The sequence below is a fragment of the Cupriavidus sp. CuC1 genome, assembly GCF_044627735.1.
GTDB classification, from domain to species: domain Bacteria; phylum Pseudomonadota; class Gammaproteobacteria; order Burkholderiales; family Burkholderiaceae; genus Cupriavidus; species Cupriavidus ulmosensis.
In genome coordinates this window covers 1-17,468 of the sequence record NZ_JBIUHC010000118.1, presented here as the reverse complement: position 1 = coordinate 17,468, position 17,468 = coordinate 1, and the positions used below count along the sequence as shown (strand labels likewise).

Sequence of the window (17,468 nt, the reverse complement as noted above, 5' to 3'; positions counted from 1 at the left end):
ACGCTCAGGTGGTTTCGCCTTGCTGCGCGCCCTGCGCGATCGCCAGGTATTTGCCGGGCTCGCGCTCGAACTCGACCTTGCAGCCGTCGCAGCAGAAGTACAGCCGCTGCCCGCCGTAGTCGACGACATACTTTGCAGACGCGATATCGATCGCCATCCCGCAGACTGGATTGACGTAGCGCGCTGGCGTCGGCGCCACAGGCGCCACAGGCACAACCGGTGCCATCGACTCGCACGGCCGCACTTTGGGCAGCGTCCCAGCTGTGCCGGGGAGCAACGCCCCGCCCGCCTGCTCCTGCTCCAGCGAGCGGCGCAGCGCCACCAGCCCCGCGACCGCGCCGAGCGCGATCTCTTCCGGGGTCCGCGCATGGATATAGGGCCCGGCCGGCGCATGCAGCGCAGCCAGCCGTTGCGGCTCGATGCCGCGCACGCGCATGGCCTCGCGCAGCTTGTCCGCCTTGCGCTGGCTCGCCACCAGCAGCACTGCCGCTGCCGGGCTGCGCAGGGCCGCTTCCAGGGCTTGCTCATCCGCATCGCCCTGGGTGGCCACCAGCACCAGCTGTGGCTTCAGCAAGGCGAATGCCGCGCTGTCGAAGCCTTCGATGACGCGCTGCAGGCCGAGCGCAGCGAGCGGCAAGGTCACGCTTGCCGCGGCAGCCACGCGCAGCCCCATGCGCTGCGCGAGCACACAGGCCTCGAGCGCTGTGGGCGTTGCGCCCAGTACCAGCACCACGGGCGGTGGCACGGTTGGCTGGATGAAGAGCTCGATGGTGCCATTGCTCGCGCAGGGCATGGCGTGGTCCTCCACATCGGCCTCCTGCGTGGCGAGCGTGTTGCTGATGCGCAGCAGCTTGGGCTGCCCCGAGCGGATCGCCTCGAGTGCGGCCTGAATCACGATGGTGCGCGAGCAGCCACCCCCGATCCAGCCATGCAGGGCGCCATCGGCCTCGACCAGCGCCTGCGCGCCGACCCATGCCGAAGTGGGCGGCAGCGCGCGGATCACGGTGGTGACGGCAAACGGCAGCGAGGCTTCGATCAGCCGTTGCTCGAGTTGCAGGAGGGTATCGTCGTTCATTGCAGCACCGATAGCACTTGGGGCAAAACCTGCTGCAGGCTCGCCAGGTCGCGCGCGCCGGCCAGCAGGTCCACATACGGCAGCGCCGCCGCCATGCCCGCGCTGGTCAGCGTAAAGCCGGGCTGCCCCACCAGCGGATTGAGCCAGACCACGCTGCGGCAACGGCGGCGGATCTGTTGCAGCGATTGCTGCAGCAACGCCGGTGCGCCGGCATCGTAGCCATCGCTGACGATCACAACGGCGGTGCGCGAATGCAGCAGCGCCGCCGCGTACTGCCGGTTGAACTCAATCAGGCTTTCGCCGATGCGCGTGCCGCCCGCCCACCCGGCCGACAGCAGCGCCAGGCGCTCCTGCGAGCGCAGGGGATCCGGATCGCGCAGCGCCTGCGCGATGCCCACCAGCCGCGTATGAAAGATGAAGCAATGCACGTCGGACACGCGGGCGCTCAGCACGCGCGCCAGCCGCAGGAAGAAGAAGCTGTACAGGCTCATCGAGCGGCTCACGTCCAGCAGCAGGACGATGCGCGGACGCCGCCGCTGCCGGCGCCGCCACGCCAGGTCCAGCGGCAGGCCGCCGCGCGACACGCTGCGCCGCACCGTCGACGCCATGTCGATGACGCGGCCGGACACGGCACTGCGCTCGCGGCGCGTCTGTATGCCGCGCAGCCGCTGTGCGAAGCGCCGCATGGCCTCGTCGATGGCGAACATCGCATCCGGCTGGTTGAGATGACGGAAATCCGCGTGCGCCAGCGACGCCTCTGCCGACATGCCACGTGCGGCCGCGCCGCCCATCTCGGGGGCATCATTGCCACGCCCGCCCGGCGCCAGCGGCGTGCCCTCGCTATCGTCGCGCAGGCCGGCGTCGCGCTCGCGCTCCATGCGGCCGGCACCGCTGGCACGCGACTGCACCAGCGCGCGGCGGTTCGGCCGCAGGAAGTAGGTGTCGAACAGGGCGTCGAAGCGGCGCCACTCCTCGGCGCGCGAGCACAGCAGCGCGCGCAGGCTCCAGCGCAGCAACTGGCTGTCCAGTTGCCCCATGCGCTCGGCCACCTCCATCGCGGCGGCCATCTCGCTGCTGGTGATGGAGAAACCGTTGGCCCGCAGCCATCCCGCGAACCCGGTGTAGCGGGATTCGAGGATGGCCTCGAGGCCATGCGGGGGCGCCCGTTCTTTGGCGCAAGGGATCGCGCTCAGCATGCGGCAGCCAGCTTTTCAACGACCGGGCGGGTCAGCCCGGCCTGGTCCGCGCGCGTCTTGAGCAGCGCGGACAGGGAATCCATGATGCGCTCGGCGCCATCGGCCTCCAGCGCGCTGACACCGAGGCGCAGCAGCGCGGACGCCCAGTCGAGCGTCTCGGCCAGGCCTGGCCGCTTCTGCATCTCCATCTGCCGAACTGCCTGCACAAACTCCACGATCTGGCGGGCCAGCTTCTCCGGTACATCCGGCACCTGCTTGCGCACGATCCGCAGCTCTTTGTCGTAGCTCGGATAGTCCACGTACTGGTACAGGCAGCGGCGTCGCAACGCATCCGAGATCTCGCGCGTGCCGTTGGAGGTGAGGATCACAAAGGGCCGCTCGGCCGCGCGGATCACGCCGAGCTCCGGGATGGACATCTGGAAGTCCGACAGCAGCTCCAGCAGATAGGCCTCGAAGGCTTCGTCGGTGCGGTCGATCTCGTCGATCAGCAGCACGGGCGCCGGCGTGGTGGTGATGGCTTCCAGCAGCGGGCGCTTCAACAGGTAGCGCTCGGAGAAGATATCCTGCTCCTTGTCCAGCACGGATCGTTCATCCTGCTCCAGCAGCTTGATCGCCAGCAGCTGGTGCTGGTAATTCCACTCGTAGAGCGCTGAATGCGCGTCCAGCCCCTCGTAGCATTGCAGCCGGATCAGGCGCGTATCCAGCAGCCGCGCGAGCGCCTTGGCGACCTCGGTCTTGCCGACGCCCGCCTCGCCTTCCAGCAGCAGCGGCCGGCGCATTTCCATGGTCAGCAGCAAGGTTGCCGCGAAGCTGCGCTCGGCGATATAGCCATGGCCCTCCAGGCACTGCTGCAGCGTCACTACGTCGTGCATGCGGTCAGTGGTCATGGCGGCATCTTTCATCTCATCAAGCATCGCTCAGGTGGCCTTGCGCGAGAAGATACCGCGCAACCAGTCGCGCACCACGGCCCAGGCGAGCGCCAGGCCATTGAGCTCGGCCTGCGGCGCGGGCGCCGCCGGTGTAGCTGCCGGTGTAGCCGCCGGCGCGTCCGTAGCGGAAGACTCAGGCATTGGCTGTGCCTGCCGCGCCCGCACCAGCGCCGCGAAGTTGTCGGCAAATTGCTTGAGGATCTGGTCGGCCACCGTATTCATCATGCGCCCGCCGAAGGCCGCCGCCTTCCCGCTCATCGATACCTCGCTCCTGCCAGCCAGCTCACACGTCGCACCGGTTGCCCGCACCGCCGCCAGCAGGTCCATCGACGCGGCGGACTGCCCCGTCGAATCCGCGCCCTTGCCGGCCAGGTGCAAGCTGCGCGCTTGCGGATCCAGGCCAAGCACTTCGATGTCGCCCTTGAACGACATCGTGGCCGGGCCGAGCCGCACGGTGATCGTCCCCTTGTAGTGCGTGTCGTCCACGCGCTCCGTGAGCTTCGCGCCCGGCATGCACGCGGCCACGGCCTCGATATCCTGCAAGGATTGCCACGCGGCATCGGCCGCGGATGCCAGCGGAAACACCTTCTCAAGCGCGACTTTCATCAGCCTGTCCTCAGGTTCGTGCCTCAGCGCCCGGCCAGCCCCAGCGCCTGGCTCTGCTGCCAGACGCGATAGGCGTTGTGGGGCATGTTCATATGCGTGACACCCAGATGCGCGAAGGCATCGACCACCGCCGAGGTGAAGCACGGGATCGAGCCGACGTGCGGCGACTCCGCCACGCCCTTGGCCCCGATCGGATGATGCGGCGATGGCGTGACTGTGAAATCGGTCTCCCAATGCGGCGTTTCCAGCGCGGTGGGGACGAAGTAATCCAGCAGCGTCGCGCCCAGCAGGTTGCCGGCCTCGTCGTAAGGCAGCTCCTGCCCCATCGCCACCGCAAAGCCTTCCGTCAGGCCGCCGTGGATCTGGCCTTCGATGATCATGGGGTTGATGCGCGTGCCGCAATCATCGAGCGCGTAGAAGCGGCGCACGCGCGTTTCGCCCGAATAGCGGTTGATGTCCAGCACGCACAAGTAAGCGCCGAAGGGGAACGTGAAGTTCGGCGGATCGTAGTAGTCCACCGCTTCCAGCCCCATCTCCATGCCTTCCGGCACGTTGTTGTAGGCAGCCCAGGCCACTTCCTTCAAGGTCTTGAACTGCCCCGGTGAGCCCTTGAGCGCAAAGCGGTCCAGGTCGAACTCGACATCGTCCGGGCTGACCTCGAACAGGTGTGCGGCGATCAGGCGTGCCTTCTCGCGGATCTTGCGCGCCGCGCGCGCCACCGCCGCGCCGGCCACCGGCGTGGAGCGCGAGCCATACGTGCCCAGGCCATACGGCGCGGTGGAGGTATCGCCCTCCTCCACCTGGATCACCGATGCCGGGATGCCCGCCTCCGACGCGATGATCTGCGCGTAGGTGGTCTGGTGCCCCTGCCCCTGCGTGATCGTGCCCATGCGGGCAATGGCCGAGCCATCGGGATGCACGCGGATCTCGCAGGAATCGAACATGCCGATGCCCAGGATGTCGCAGGACTTCGACGGTCCCGCGCCGACAATCTCGGTGAACGTGCTCACGCCGATGCCCATCAGCCACTCCGCGTTGGCATCCGCGCGCCGCGCCGCTTGCTCGGCGCGCAGCGCGGGATAGTCGACGGCGTCCATCACCTTCCTGAGCGCGGTTTCGTAGTCGCCGGAGTCGTACTCGAGCCCCAGCGGCGTGAGATATGGGAACTGCTCCTTGCGGATGAAATTGCGCAGCCGCAGCTCCGTCTTGTCGATGCCGAGCTTGAGCGCGAGCACGTCGATCATGCGCTCGATCAGGTAGACCGCCTCCGTCACGCGGAACGAGCACCGATACGCCACGCCGCCGGGAAACTTGTTGGTGTAGACGCCATCGACCGACACGAAGGCATTGGGAATGGCGTAGGAACCGGTACAGACATGGAACATGCCCGCCGGCCACTTGGTGGGGTCGGCGCACGCGTCGAACGCGCCGTGATCCGCGATGACATGCACGCGCAATGCCTTGATGCGGCCATCGCTGTCCGCGGCCAGTTCGCCCTTCATGTGATAGTCGCGGGCGAACGCCGTGGTGCTGAGGTTCTCGGCGCGCGACTCGATCCACTTGACGGGCCGGCCGAGCACGATCGATGCCACGATGGACACCACATAGCCGGGATACACGCCCACCTTGTTGCCGAAGCCGCCGCCGATATCCGGCGAGATGATGCGGATCTTGGATTCCGGGATAGACGAGAGCAGCCCCACCACCGTGCGCACCACGTGCGGCGCCTGCGAGGTGATGTAGACGGTCAGGTCTCCGCGCGCCTTGTCGTAGGACGCCACGCAGCCACAGGTCTCGAGCGGGCACGGATGCACGCGCGGGTACAGCATGTCCTGCGTGACGGTGACCGCCGCGTTGTCGAACACGCGGTCGGTCTTGTCCTTGTCGCCGATATTCCACGTAAAGATGTGGTTGGGATGCCGGCGCGCGCCATGCGCGCCCGCCTGCTTGTCGCGGATGTCCTCGCGAATCACCGGCGCGTCAGGCGCCAGAGCCTGCAGCGGATCGACCAGCGCGGGCAGCTCCTCGTATTCCACATCCACCAGTTCCGCGGCATCGGCCGCCACATAGCGGTCGTCGGCCACGACGAACGCCACCTCCTGGTTCTGGAAGCAGACTTTCTCATCCGCCAGCACCGCCTGCACATCGCCGGCGAGCGTGGGCATCCAGTGCAGCTTGAGCGGCTTCAGGTCGTCGGCGGTCAGCACCGCGTGCACGCCGGGATGCGCCAGCGCGCGGGACTTGTCGATCGACTTCACGCGGGCATGGGCGTACGGGCTGCGCACCATCACGCCAAACAGCATGCCCGGCATCTTGATGTCGTCGACATAGGTACCCTTGCCCTGCAGGAAGCGCGGATCCTCGCGGCGCTTGCGCGAGCAGCCCATGCCTTCCAGCGCGGCCAAGCGCTCGGATTGCGCATTCATGTTTCCCATCATGCTTCTCCGTTGCGTCGATGAGGGATCATTGCGGATCAGTGCGTCGCTTCGCCCATCAGCGGATGCGAGGTCTGGACCGCTTCGCCGCGCAGCTTGCGCACGGCGTACTGCACCGCCTTGACGATGTTCTGGTAGCCGGTGCAGCGGCAAAGGTTGCCGGCCATCCAGTAGCGGATCTCTTCCTCGCTCGGGTCAGGAATCTCCTGCAGCAGCCGGTGGGCGCGGATCAGCATGCCTGGCGTGCAGAAGCCGCATTGCAGCGCGTGTTCCTGCATGAAACCCTCCTGCAGCGCGCTCAGCTCGCCGCCCGACGCCATGCCTTCGACGGTCAGCAAGTCCGCCCCTTCCGCCTGCACCGTCAGCACCGTACACGATTTGACGGACATGCCGTTCATGTCGACCGTGCAGGCGCCGCAGTGCGAGGTCTCGCAGCCGATGTGCGGGCCGGTGTGCAGGCACTTCTCGCGCAGCGTGTGGATCAGCAGCTCGCGCGGCTCCACCACCACGTCGGTCTCCTTGCCGTTCAGCTTGAACGACACCATCGTCTTCTTGCTCATGTCGTGCCTCCGGAACCTGCCTGCCGTGTTGTGCTTTCAGTGCGCCGCCCGCGAGTACGCGACGCGCAGCGCCCGCTGCGTCATCTCGCCCGCCATCGCCGTCTTGTATGCGACGTCGCCGCGCAGGTCCTCGGCCGGATCGCAGATGGCCATGGCCAGCCGCGCGGCCTCGGCAATGGCGGCATCGTCCAGCGGCTTGCCGCGCAGGAAATCCTCCGCATCGTTCGCCCGCAGCACGCACGGCGCCACATTGGTCAACGCGATGCGCACATCCTCCACCGTCTCTCCGCGCATCCGCAGCATCACAGCCGTGGCCGCGGTGGCGAAGTCGCCGGACTTGCGCTTGAGCTTGGCGTAGCAATGGCCCGCGCCCGTTGCCGGCACCGGAATGCGGATCTCGGTCAGGATCTCGCTGGCTTCGAGCAGCGTCATGTAGGTGCCGAGAAAGAAGCCATCGGCCGGGACCACGCGCTCGGCCAGCTTGCCCGCGAGCACGAACGAGGCATCCAGCGCGATCATCAAAGCCGGATGATCATTGCCCGGATCGCCGTGCGAGATGTCGCCGCCGATGGTGCCGCGGTAGCGCACCTGCGGGTCCGAGATCAGGCGCGCGCCTTCGACCAGCAAGGGGCATTTTTCCTGCAGCAGCGCCGACCAGATCAACTCGTTCTCGGTGGTCATGGCGCCGATGCGGATCTCCCCGACGGCCTCGCGGATGCCCTTGAGTTCCGCCAGCTTGCCCAGGTCGATCAGGTGGGCGGGCTCGGCAAAGCGCAGCTTCATCATGGGCAGCAGGCTGTGCCCGCCGGCCAGGAGCTTGGCGTCGTCGCCGTATTCGCCGAGCAGCGCAAACGCCTCGGGCAGCGTCGTCGGCGCATGGTATTCGAACGCACGAGGTATCACGCTAGTCTCCTTGTCATGTGCCTGCCGCCATGCACGCGCGGCGAGGGGCCGGGCGTGTTGTGTTTCTTGGAGCATTTCATAATGCAGCGCAGCAAATCAATTTGATTTCCCGAACCGCCGTCCTGCCCGCGCCAAGCGTCGGAAAACTTGCACGAAATGCGGCTTGCACATACAACGGAAATGCCCCGCCAGGCGCGCGATGGGCCCCAGGAAAGACCAGGAGATGTGAATGGACCGCCATGCGCCCTTCACCGTGCCGACGCCGGAAGCGCGACGCCAGGAGACGTTCCAGCACAAGCTGGAACAGTTCAATCCGGGCATTGTCTGGCTCGATGCGCTAGGGCATGTCACCGCGTTCAACGATGTGGCGCTGCAAATCCTGGGTCCCGCCGGCGAGCAGTCGCTGGGCGTCAGCCAGGACAAGCTGATCGGCATCGACGTGGTGCAACTGCATCCGGAGAAGAGCCGGGAGAAGCTGCGCTTCCTGCTGCATGCGGAGGACGCCAGCGGCTGCCCGGTGAAGTCGCCGCCGCCGCTCGCCATGATGATCAATATCCCGGACCGGATCCTGCTGATCAAGGTGTCCAAGATGACGGCCTCGGGCGGAATATGCGGCACCTGCATGATTTTCTACGACGTGACGGATCTCACCACGGAGCCGGACGACCAGCGCGCGGGCAGCCCCGTACCATCGCCGCGGCGGCTATTCAAGATTCCGGTCTATCGCAAGAACCGCGTGATCCTGGTGGACCTGAAGGACATCGTGCGTTTCCAGGGCGACGGCCACTACACGACGATCGTGACGAAGGACGAGCGTTACCTGTCCAATCTCTCGCTGACGGATCTGGAGCTGCGGCTGGATGACAGCATCTACCTGCGGGTGCACCGCAGCCACATCGTCAGCCTTGCGCATGCCATCGAGGTGGTCAAGTCGGAAGAGCATTTCCACCTGGTGATGGATGATGTGGAGAATACGTTGGTGCCGGTGAGCCGGTCCAAGGCGGGGGTGTTGAAGGAACGGCTAGGGGTGGTCTAGCCGCGAGGCGACGGCCTTGGCCGTCACCTCGCGTAGCGGGCGCTTATAGCTCGCCGAACTGCTGGCGCAGCACGTTCTTCTGCACCTTGCCCATGGTGTTGCGCGGCAGCTCATCGACCAGGTGCACGCGCTTGGGCACCTTGAAGTTGGCGATGCGGCCCTTGAGCCCGCCGATCAGGCCCAGCGCGTCGAGCGAGGCGCCGGGCTTGCCGACCACCACCGCCACCACGGCCTCGCCGAAATCGGCATGCGGCACGCCGATCACGGCGCTTTCCGCCACGCCCGGCATCTCGTCGATAAAGCTCTCGATCTCCTTCGGGTAGACGTTGTAGCCACCGGAGATGATCAGGTCCTTGCTGCGGCCAACGATGGTCAGGTAGTCGTCGGGCACCTTGCGCTCGCCGGCCTGGCCGACGATGGCGCCGCCAAAGCGGCCTACGTCGCCGGTCTTGAACCAGCCGTCGGTGGTGAACTCCTCCTGCGTCTTCTCCGGCATGCGCCAGTAACCCTTGAACACGTTCGGGCCGCGCACTTCCACATTGCCGATCTCGCCTGCCGCGCAAGGCTTGCCGTCACCATCCACCACGCGCACCGACACGCCCGGCAGCGGCTTGCCGACGGTGCCGCCGATACGCTCGCCGTCCTGCGCTTCATACGGGTTGGAGACCAGCATCACGGTCTCGCTCATGCCGTAGCGCTCCAGGATGGTGTGCCCGGTGCGCTCGCGGAACGCATCGAAGGTTTCCATCAGCAGCGGCGCGGAGCCGGACACGAACAGGCGCATGCGGCGGCAGGTGTCGTCATCAAAGCGCGGCTCCTGCACCATGCGCACGTAATACGTGGGCACGCCCATCATCACGGTGCAACGCGGCAGGAATTTCAGGATCTGCGCCATGTCGAGCTTGGGCGCCCAGATCATCTTGGCGCCGGCCAGCAGCGCCCCGTGCGACGCCACGAACAGGCCATGCACGTGGAAGATCGGCAGCATGTGCAGCAGCACGTCATCGTTGCGCCAGCCCCAGTATGCATGCAGCGTCTTGGCGTTGGACGCCAGGTTGCCGTGCGTGAGCATGGCGCCCTTGCTGCGCCCCGTGGTGCCCGAGGTGTAGAGGATGGCGGCAAGCTCGTCGGCGCCGCGCGCCACCGTGGTGAAGGCGTCGGGCTGCGCGGCAGCGCGGGACAACAGCGAGCCGGAGCGGTCGTCGTCCAGCGTGAAGACGTGCTTGGTGCCGTGGCGGAACGCTACCTTGGAGACCCAGCCGAAGTTGGCGCTGCTGCACACCACCACCGCCGGCTCCGCGTTGCCCACGAAGTAGTCGATCTCGGCTTCCTGGTAGGCGGTATTGAGCGGCAGGTAAATGTAGCCGGCACGCAGCGTGGCGAGGTACAGGAACAGCGCCTCGGGCGATTTTTCCACCTGCACCACCACGCGCGCGCCTTCGGGCAGCTTGAGCGCGGCCAGCAGGTTGGCCATCTTGGCGGTGGCGCGGTCGAGGTCGTCCCAGCTGTAGTAGAGGCCGTCGTGGGTTTCAATGCAGCAGGCACTGCGGTCCGCCGGGAAGCGGGATTCGAATAGGGCGAACAGGTTGGCGTTCATATTGCGGAAGATAAAAAACGGAATCGGCAATAGCATGGGCAATCCGCATAGGCAATCCGATCGATAGCCGGCAATGATACCTAAAGCTATTGCCCGTGCTATTGCCCGTGCTATTGCCCAGTAAAGCGCGGCGGCCGGCGGGCCAGGAATGCGGCCACGCCTTCGGCATGGTCGGCGCTGTCGCCATAGCGGAAGTGCGCGTCGAGCTCCGCCGCGGTGAGCGGCGCTGGCGCGCTCGCCAGGCGGCGGATGCTCTCCTTGTTGATGCGGGCGGCCAGCGGCGCGCCGGCAGCGATGCGCTTCACGACCGCGGCGACTTCGTCGCCAAGTGACGCGGCCGGCACCACGCGCGTCAGCAGCCCCTTCTCGCGCGCCTCGGCAGCGTCGAACACCCGGCCCTCCAGCAGGATCTCCAGCGTCACCGCGCGGCCCGCCAGGGCCAGCAGCCCGGTCAGCTCGCCAGGCGCCATGGGAAAGCCGAGCCGGTTGATCGGCACGCCAAAGCGGCTATCGTCGGCGGCGATGCGCAGGTCGCAATGGCAGGCGATCTCCAGCCCGCCGCCCACGCAAACCCCTTCGATCATGGCCAGCGTGGGATGCAGGCAGCCCGCGATGGCGGCCAGCGCGGGCGCAATCACCGCTTCGTGGTAACGGCGCAGCGCGGCGGCGTCGCCCCGTTGCTCGGGGAACTCGGCAATGTCGGCGCCCGCGGCAAAGTTGCCATCGGCGCCGCGCAGCACCACGCAGCGCAGCGAGGGATCGGCGGACAGGTCCGCAAAACCCTGCGCCAGCGCGCGCCACATCGCCACCGAGATGGCATTGAGCTTGCCCGCGTTGGACAGCGTGACCGTGGCCACGTCACCCTCACGCGCGAACGCCACCGTGCCGCTCATGCCTGCGCTCCACGCTGACGGGAAACATCGGGAACCATTTGGCTATCCTCCATCAATCGATCTTGGCGCCGGACTGCTGCACCACCGTAGCCCAGCGCTTGATCTCGGCGCGCTGGAACTGCGCGAACTGCTCTTGCGTGAAGGCCGGCGTGTCGGAGCCGTTGGCAATCCAGATCTGTTTCATCTCGGGCGTGTTGAGCGCCTTTTCCACTTCGGTGTAGAGCCTGTCGACGATGTCCTTGGGCGTGTTCTTCGGCACCCACATCGCGTACCAGGTGGAAACCTCGTAGTTGGGCACCCCGGCCTCGGCGGCGGTGGGCACGTTCGGGAACGCGGCCGAACGCTTGGTCGATGCCACCGCCAGCGCCTTGATGCGGCCGGCGCGGATGTGCTGGGCAGAGGAGCCGAGCCCATCGAAATCCATGTCCACCTGGCCCGCGATCAGGTCGGACAGCGCAGGGCCCGCCCCCTTGTAGGGGATATGCGTGATGAAGGTCTTGGTCTGCAGCTTGAACAGCTCGCCCGCCAGATGGTGGGAGGAGCCGTTGCCGGCCGAGGCGTAGTTCAGCTTGCCGGGATTCTTCTTGGCGTAGTCGATCAGCTCGCCCAACGTGTTGGCGGTGACCTTGGCCGGGTTCACCACGATCACCTGCGGCGGCTGCGCAATCACGGTGATGGGGATGAAATCCTTCTCGATGTCGTAGTCGAGCTTCTTGTAGAACGACGGTGCGATGGCGTGGTGCGCGCCGCCGATAAACACGGTATAGCCATCCGGCGCGGCCTTGGACGCGATGCTGGCGCCCACGGTGCCGCCGGCGCCGCCGCGGTTATCGATCACGAACTGCTTGCCGACCTGCTTGGAAAGCTGCGCGGTCAGCGGGCGGGCGAAGGCATCGGTGCCACCGCCGGCCGGGAACGGCACGATCACGGTGATCGGCTTGGACGGCCAGGTGTCGGCCTGCGCCACGGGGGCTACCGCGCCCAAACCCGCGCCCAGCGCGCAAGCCAGCCCTGCCAGTTGAAACTGACGACGATTCATGACTCTGTCTCCTCTCTCTTCTGTTCTGCTGCGGAAAGTCAAAATGAAGAACGGCTGGCATGGCCCAGAGAACGCGGCCCGCGGCCTTGTCTTTTACCTGACCAGGGTTACAACAGCTTGCTCACCGCGCGGCTCATGCGCGGGGATCCGTTGCCAAGGCGCACCAGATTGTCATCGAGCGCCTCGGGCACGTAAAGATAATTCACCATCATGCCGCACGACTGCGCGCGCCCCTTGCGCGACAGATCGGCGGCCCAGTTCAGCCGCTCCACGCAGGCGCCATTGCCCAGGTGAAAGCGCGCCACCGGATCGGCCGGTAGCGCCTGCTGGCGCTCGCGCACCAGAAAATGCGCGGCCAGCGCCAGCGCGGTGTCGCGCACCATCGCGTCCCCGGAATCGGCAGGCAGCGCGGCCAGCCAGCCGGCGCCGTCGGCGGGCGGCGTGCCGTGACGCTCGCTCCAGCGCGCCAGGCGCTTGTCGCCCAGCACCTTGGCCACCGACTCGCCATCGCGCTTGCGCAGCCAGTCGGCAAACCCGGGAATGGGCGAGAGCGTGGCGAACTGCTTGAGCTTGGGAAACTCGCGCTGCAATTCCTCGATCACGCGCTTGAGCAGGAAGTTGCCGAAGCTCACGCCGCGCAGGCCTGCCTGCGTATTGGAGATGGAATAGAAGATCGCCCACTTCACGCGGCGCAGGTCTTCCAGCGGCGCGGCTTCGTCCAGCAGCGCGTGGACGTTGGCGGCCATCTCGGGCACGAAGGCCACCTCGACAAAGATCAGCGGCTCGCGCGGCATGCGCGGGTGGAAGAACGCATAGCAGCGGCGATCGGAATCGAGCCGGTTGCGCAGATCCGCCCAGGACGCGATCTCGTGCACGGCCTCGTAGCGGATCAGCTTTTCCAGCAGCGAAGCGGGCGAGTCCCAGGTGATGGGCTGCAATTCCAGCAGGCCCACGTCGAACCAGTTGGAGAACAACGCCTCCAGATCCTCGTCGAGCGGGCGCAGGCCCGGCACGCGCTTGTGCCAGCGCAGCATGTCCGCGCGCAGGCCGATCAGGAAATGCAAGCCGCAGACGCTCGCGCCCTGCTGCCCGTGCAGGGCAGCCAGCCGCTTGAAAAAACGGATGCGCGCGTTGGACATGGCCTGCGGCAGGCCGGACGCGGATCGGGCCGCCTTGCCGTCCATGCCATCCTTGCCGTCCTTGCCCTGGTCATCCGCTTGCACGCTGCCGCTGGCCGCGACTTCGGCCAGCACGCCGAGCATGGCCTGGCGCGCGTCATCGCCCGCGGCTTCGTACTCGGCCCGCCAGGTCTGCGCGGCGGTATTGGCGGCGCTGTCGGTCAGGCGCGCGTCGAAGCACTGGCGCAGCTGCTCGCGCTGCCGGCGCAGCACGCGAGCCGGGAGCGCCACGGCCTTGGCGTGCGCCTTGGCATCCGCAGCCGCATTCGGCTTGGCCTTGCCATCGCCCTTACGGCCCCACCACCGGCCGAAGCGCGACAACAGGGTGTCCGCCAACGGCTCATGGCCGCTAAGGGGAGCGCTGACTTTCTGTTCGCTGTTGCTGAGGGAATCCATGGGCGTACCTGCTCTTGGCTGTCTTCTTGGCTGTCTGTTAGCTGCTATCGGTCCATCGGACTATCGGACTATCGGACTATCGGTCAGTGGATGATTTGCCCGCCAGGTGCAGGCGGGCGTGCTGTGTGCCGGGGGGCGGATCGCCGCCATCGACAACGTCGCCGGCCTCGGCCATCTCCGCGGCGTCCAGCGCCCTGAGGGCGCCGCGCTGGCGCAGCAAGTGCGTCTTCATCAGGGTTTCGGCGCCTTCCGGGTCATGCGCCTTGAGCGCGGAGAACACCGACAGATGCTCGGCGCAGGATTCGCGGATGCGGCCTGGCAGCTTCAGGCTCTTGTGGCGCGACAGCCGCAGCACCTTGCGCAGGTCGCTGATCAGGCCGGACAGCCAGCGATTGCCTGCGAGCCGCTGGATGGCTTCGTGGATCTGGTAGTTGGTTTCGTAGTAGGCGTCGATATTGCCGGCTTGCGCATACTGCGTCAGGTCGGCGTGCAGGCTTTCGAGCGCGTCCAGGTCCTCGGCGGTGGCGTTGCGCGCGGCCTCATAGGCGCAGCGCCCTTCCAGCAGCGCCATCAGCGGGAAGATCTCGTCGAGGTCCTGCTCGGACAGCGCGTTGACGAAGCAGCCGCGGCGCGGCTCCAGCCGCACCAGGCCTTCGGCGGCCAGCACCTTGAGCGCCTCGCGCATCGGCGTGCGCGAGATCCCCATCGAATCGGCCACCGCGGCTTCGTCGATCCAGGCGCCGGGCATCAGCGCGTGCTCGTCGATCATGGTGCGCAGGCGCTCCGCGACTTCAAGGTACAGGGCCTGCTGGATGATGCGCATGGTGCCTCCGGACGGAAATGCAACGGCATCGGGGTGGCGGATGAAGCGATGAAATGTGTCTTGCCAGGCCCAATAATTCATAATTATGAATAACGGCGGCGCGAAGACAAGACAATTCGATGTTGCGCAGCCACATGCGCTGCATGCACCAGGAAGGTGAAATTGGGCCGCGACGCCCCTGGACAGTGACGGTTAAGTACCCTGACTAGCCCGCCTCGCCTGTGCCGGCGTGGCTCCGGCACAGGCTGTGCAGCCGCCGTACCAGCCAGCGCTCGCCCTGGCACTCTCGCTGACGCGCCGCAGCACGCAGGCGCGGGCGTGAATTGCCACGGTGGCCACGCCAGTCTCGAGCGCCATTGCGCTAGCGCCCTGAAAAAACCACCTGCAAATCCGTCGGCATCATCGTAAAGACAAAGGCCTCCCCCACTGGCCCCGATCCCGGCGCATGCCTGACATCAAAGTTCTGGCAGACCATCGAAATCGCCGCCTTGGCCTCCAGCAACGCGAGATTGCGTCCCGGACACAAGCGCGGTCCCGAGCCGAACGGCACGAAGCCGCTGCGATGCTGGGCCGCCGCCGCGCCCTGCAGCCAGCGCTCCGGCCGGAACTCCCGGGCAGCGGGGAAGTTGCGCTCCTGCAGCGCGTTGGGCCGGTTCAACAGCACGACCAGCGTCCCGCGCGGCACCCGCACGCCGCCGACAGCCACATCGACGTTGGGTTCGAGGAAGAGGAGCGGCGCGACCGGCTTGAGCCGCAGCGATTCATGCGCGACCGCCTCCACATACACGAGCCTGGCGGCATCTCGTATGTCCTGCAAGACCTCTGCCTGCCCCAGCACCGCCCCAACTTCCTCCTGCATCCTGTGCTGCACCTCCGGGTGGCTGCACATGAAATGCATCATCCAGGCGATGGTGTTGGCGGTCGTATCCTCGCCCGCTACCAGCATGGTGAAGATGTTTGCGAACAGCTCCTCATCGTCCAGCGACGCCTGGCCCGCGGCCTGGGCAACCAGCATCGCCTCCAGGAAGTTGGTCGGATGCGCGGCGAGCTCCGGGCTCTGCGCCAGCCGCTGGCGTGCCGCGGCGATGAACTCGCCGATGGTTTGGCGGATCGCCACCATGGCACGGTCGAACGAGCGGTCCGCCGGCAGCCTGAGGTAGTGCCAGTACGGAAATGGCGCATTGATGCGCCGGTTCACCATCGGCAAGATCTGTTCTAGATGCTTTTGGATAGCCTCGCCTTCGCGCTCCAGCGTATTCATGTCGTAGCCGAAGGCCAGGGCGGTCGTCACGTCAACGGTGTACCGCATCAGGTCATGCTGCACATCCACATGCCGTCTTTGCGCGGCCGCCTTTTGCCATCGCCGCTTCAGCCTCAGTGTGACGCTGGACAGCATTGGAAAGAAATCGCGCAGCCGGTGCGCGTCGAGCGCCTGCGCGACCGGCCGGCGCTGCCTGCGCCACACCTCACCCTCGGCGGCGAACACGCCGAGCGCGCCCAACTCCAGCGCCACCGCCTCGAGCGCGCCGATACGGCGATAGGTCTCGGGCCGGTCATGGAGGATCTTGTCGATCAACTCCCCCTGCGCGACCACCAGGGCCAGCCGGTTCATCAGGCGGATGCTGTACAGGGGACCGAACGCCTCGCACCATTGCTCGAAGACCAGGTGCATCCGCCGCTGCTCCCATTGCAACTGCAACGCGCTGCCTAGCAAGGGCAGCCCCTTCGGCCCGGGAAGCTCTGCGAGCGAGCGCAGGCCAGGGCTCGACCGCGACGCTGGCGACGCCGCATCCCGCTCTGCCTGCAGGCGCTGCCACGCGAGCACGTCGTCGCGCTCCACCCTGACCTCGCCGTCTTCGACGAAGGCGGTGAACCGCTTGAGGCAGACCTCGGGCCGCTCGGCCGCGCTTCCGGAACCGCAGTCGAAACGCCAGCCGTGCCCACGGCATGTCAGCGTACCGTTTTCGATGGCGCCTTCCGCCAGCAGCGTGCCCCGGTGGGGGCAGTGTCCCTGGTAGACCACGGCGCCGCCGCCATGTCCGATCACGACGAGATCCACCCCGTCCACACTGGCCGGCAGCGCAACGTCGTCGCGCAGGTCCGCCGTGGCAGCGACGCGTACCCGCCTCGGGGAAGCCTCGGCTCCAGCCGCCTCACGTGCCATTTCCACCGCTGTCGTTCATGGGCAGCCCCCTCTTGGCGAATAGGGGCGGGATGTGTCAAACGGCCCGCCTGACGGGAAGAATACACACCGCCAGCGGTCCTGCCCAAGCGCCGTTGACGCCCATGCCGAAGCCGCCATGCCGATACCGCGCGGCCATCACATACCAGCCATCCACACCACCGAGCCCGACCTCTCGCGAGGAACATCGGCAGGCTGTGCCCCAGGCGCTATGGCTCCAGCCCCGCTGGGCCTGTGCGGCCGAACCAACGCGGAATGTACGGGATCGCCTCATGCAGCGTGCCCAGTATGCGGAAACTGAATCCGGTCACGGCCGGCGAAGGCGGCTTGATATCGGGCACCACCACCACCTGTGCGCCCGAGCGGTTCGCGGCCGTTGCGCCGTTCTCGCTGTCCTCGAACGCCAGGCACGCCTGCGGCGCCACGCCGAGGCGCTCGGCGGCCAGCTGGTAGAGCGCCGGGTCGGGCTTGCCGCGGCGCACCTCATCGCCACCCGAGACGCAAGCAAAGAAATCCAGCAAGCCCACGCGCCCGAGCCGGTCCTTGATCGGGATGCGCGTCAAACCTCGGCCTTCAGGCCGAGGAAGGATAGCGCGGACGCCGTAGGCGTCCAATGCTGA

At 66.9% G+C, this 17,468-nt stretch carries 15 protein-coding genes; 1 reads left to right on the top strand and 14 read right to left on the bottom strand.

The features are described from left to right. Positions 1-4 precede the first annotated feature (4 nt). From ACGLHR_RS36480 to ACGLHR_RS36450, 7 genes are read right to left on the bottom strand one after another with little or no spacing between them, the layout of a single operon-like run. Complete coding sequence (locus tag ACGLHR_RS36480) at positions 5-1,075, bottom strand: XdhC family protein (RefSeq protein ID WP_400100070.1); 1,071 nt, start codon at positions 1,073-1,075, stop codon at positions 5-7. Beyond that, positions 1,072-2,271: a VWA domain-containing protein gene (locus ACGLHR_RS36475; RefSeq protein ID WP_400100068.1), complete on the bottom strand. Its 1,200-nt coding sequence runs from the start codon at positions 2,269-2,271 to the stop codon at positions 1,072-1,074. Before ACGLHR_RS36475 ends, ACGLHR_RS36480 begins: the two co-directional genes overlap by 4 nt. Continuing rightward, on the bottom strand, positions 2,265-3,158 hold the full coding sequence (locus ACGLHR_RS36470) for an AAA family ATPase (RefSeq protein ID WP_400100066.1): 894 nt from the start codon (positions 3,156-3,158) through the stop codon (positions 2,265-2,267). The genes ACGLHR_RS36475 and ACGLHR_RS36470 overlap by 7 nt, the downstream gene beginning before the upstream one ends. 30 nt (positions 3,159-3,188) lie before the next feature. Further along, positions 3,189-3,806, bottom strand: coding sequence for an SRPBCC family protein (locus ACGLHR_RS36465; RefSeq protein WP_400100064.1), 618 nt, complete (start codon positions 3,804-3,806; stop codon positions 3,189-3,191). Between the two features lie 23 nt (positions 3,807-3,829). Further along, entirely contained in the window at positions 3,830-6,232 is a 2,403-nt protein-coding gene (locus tag ACGLHR_RS36460; protein ID WP_400100062.1) for an aerobic carbon-monoxide dehydrogenase large subunit, read from the bottom strand. Positions 6,233-6,279: 47 nt separating this feature from the next. Beyond that, positions 6,280-6,801 (bottom strand): (2Fe-2S)-binding protein, encoded by a 522-nt coding sequence (locus ACGLHR_RS36455; RefSeq protein WP_318231695.1) that lies wholly within the window; start codon positions 6,799-6,801, stop codon positions 6,280-6,282. 36 nt (positions 6,802-6,837) lie between these two features. Then, positions 6,838-7,704, bottom strand: coding sequence for an FAD binding domain-containing protein (locus tag ACGLHR_RS36450; RefSeq protein WP_400100060.1), 867 nt, complete (start codon positions 7,702-7,704; stop codon positions 6,838-6,840). A gap of 229 nt (positions 7,705-7,933) precedes the next feature. Here ACGLHR_RS36450 and ACGLHR_RS36445 point away from each other — a divergent pair, with 229 nt between their 5' ends. Next, positions 7,934-8,740 (top strand): LytTR family transcriptional regulator DNA-binding domain-containing protein, encoded by an 807-nt coding sequence (locus ACGLHR_RS36445; protein ID WP_400100058.1) that lies wholly within the window; start codon positions 7,934-7,936, stop codon positions 8,738-8,740. A gap of 43 nt (positions 8,741-8,783) precedes the next feature. On the opposite strand, the gene ACGLHR_RS36440 is transcribed toward ACGLHR_RS36445, so the two are convergent. The 7 genes from ACGLHR_RS36440 to ACGLHR_RS36410 all read right to left on the bottom strand — a co-directional run. Further along, positions 8,784-10,337, bottom strand: coding sequence for a malonyl-CoA synthase (locus tag ACGLHR_RS36440; protein ID WP_400100094.1), 1,554 nt, complete (start codon positions 10,335-10,337; stop codon positions 8,784-8,786). A 110-nt stretch (positions 10,338-10,447) separates the two neighbouring features. Next, entirely contained in the window at positions 10,448-11,230 is a 783-nt protein-coding gene (locus ACGLHR_RS36435) for an enoyl-CoA hydratase/isomerase family protein (RefSeq protein ID WP_400100057.1), read from the bottom strand. 52 nt (positions 11,231-11,282) lie between these two features. Next, a complete protein-coding gene (locus ACGLHR_RS36430; protein ID WP_400100055.1) occupies positions 11,283-12,269 on the bottom strand; it encodes a Bug family tripartite tricarboxylate transporter substrate binding protein in 987 nt (328 codons plus the stop codon). A 107-nt stretch (positions 12,270-12,376) separates the two neighbouring features. Continuing rightward, positions 12,377-13,843, bottom strand: a complete 1,467-nt coding sequence (locus ACGLHR_RS36425) for a malonyl-CoA decarboxylase domain-containing protein (RefSeq protein ID WP_400100053.1) — start codon at positions 13,841-13,843, stop codon at positions 12,377-12,379. A gap of 76 nt (positions 13,844-13,919) precedes the next feature. Beyond that, complete coding sequence (locus ACGLHR_RS36420; RefSeq protein WP_400100052.1) at positions 13,920-14,666, bottom strand: GntR family transcriptional regulator; 747 nt, start codon at positions 14,664-14,666, stop codon at positions 13,920-13,922. Between the two features lie 361 nt (positions 14,667-15,027). Beyond that, on the bottom strand, positions 15,028-16,830 hold the full coding sequence (locus tag ACGLHR_RS36415) for a cytochrome P450 (RefSeq protein ID WP_400100092.1): 1,803 nt from the start codon (positions 16,828-16,830) through the stop codon (positions 15,028-15,030). Between the two features lie 227 nt (positions 16,831-17,057). Further along, on the bottom strand, positions 17,058-17,468 hold a 411-nt coding region (locus ACGLHR_RS36410; RefSeq protein WP_400100050.1), incomplete at its 5' end, for an HAD family hydrolase.

Bases quoted from the DNA above. Each gene is read 5' to 3' on its own strand.
- ACGLHR_RS36480 (WP_400100070.1), bottom strand. From the start codon at position 1,075: ATGAACGACGATACCCTCCTGCAACTCGAGCAACGGCTGATCGAAGCC.
- ACGLHR_RS36475 (WP_400100068.1), bottom strand. From the start codon at position 2,271: ATGCTGAGCGCGATCCCTTGCGCCAAAGAACGGGCGCCCCCGCATGGC.
- ACGLHR_RS36470 (WP_400100066.1), bottom strand. From the start codon at position 3,158: ATGACCACTGACCGCATGCACGACGTAGTGACGCTGCAGCAGTGCCTG.
- ACGLHR_RS36465 (WP_400100064.1), bottom strand. From the start codon at position 3,806: ATGAAAGTCGCGCTTGAGAAGGTGTTTCCGCTGGCATCCGCGGCCGAT.
- ACGLHR_RS36460 (WP_400100062.1), bottom strand. From the start codon at position 6,232: ATGAATGCGCAATCCGAGCGCTTGGCCGCGCTGGAAGGCATGGGCTGC.
- ACGLHR_RS36455 (WP_318231695.1), bottom strand. From the start codon at position 6,801: ATGAGCAAGAAGACGATGGTGTCGTTCAAGCTGAACGGCAAGGAGACC.
- ACGLHR_RS36445 (WP_400100058.1), top strand. From the start codon at position 7,934: ATGGACCGCCATGCGCCCTTCACCGTGCCGACGCCGGAAGCGCGACGC.
- ACGLHR_RS36440 (WP_400100094.1), bottom strand. From the start codon at position 10,337: ATGAACGCCAACCTGTTCGCCCTATTCGAATCCCGCTTCCCGGCGGAC.
- ACGLHR_RS36435 (WP_400100057.1), bottom strand. From the start codon at position 11,230: ATGAGCGGCACGGTGGCGTTCGCGCGTGAGGGTGACGTGGCCACGGTC.
- ACGLHR_RS36430 (WP_400100055.1), bottom strand. From the start codon at position 12,269: ATGAATCGTCGTCAGTTTCAACTGGCAGGGCTGGCTTGCGCGCTGGGC.
- ACGLHR_RS36425 (WP_400100053.1), bottom strand. From the start codon at position 13,843: ATGGATTCCCTCAGCAACAGCGAACAGAAAGTCAGCGCTCCCCTTAGC.
- ACGLHR_RS36420 (WP_400100052.1), bottom strand. From the start codon at position 14,666: ATGCGCATCATCCAGCAGGCCCTGTACCTTGAAGTCGCGGAGCGCCTG.
- ACGLHR_RS36415 (WP_400100092.1), bottom strand. From the start codon at position 16,830: ATGGCACGTGAGGCGGCTGGAGCCGAGGCTTCCCCGAGGCGGGTACGC.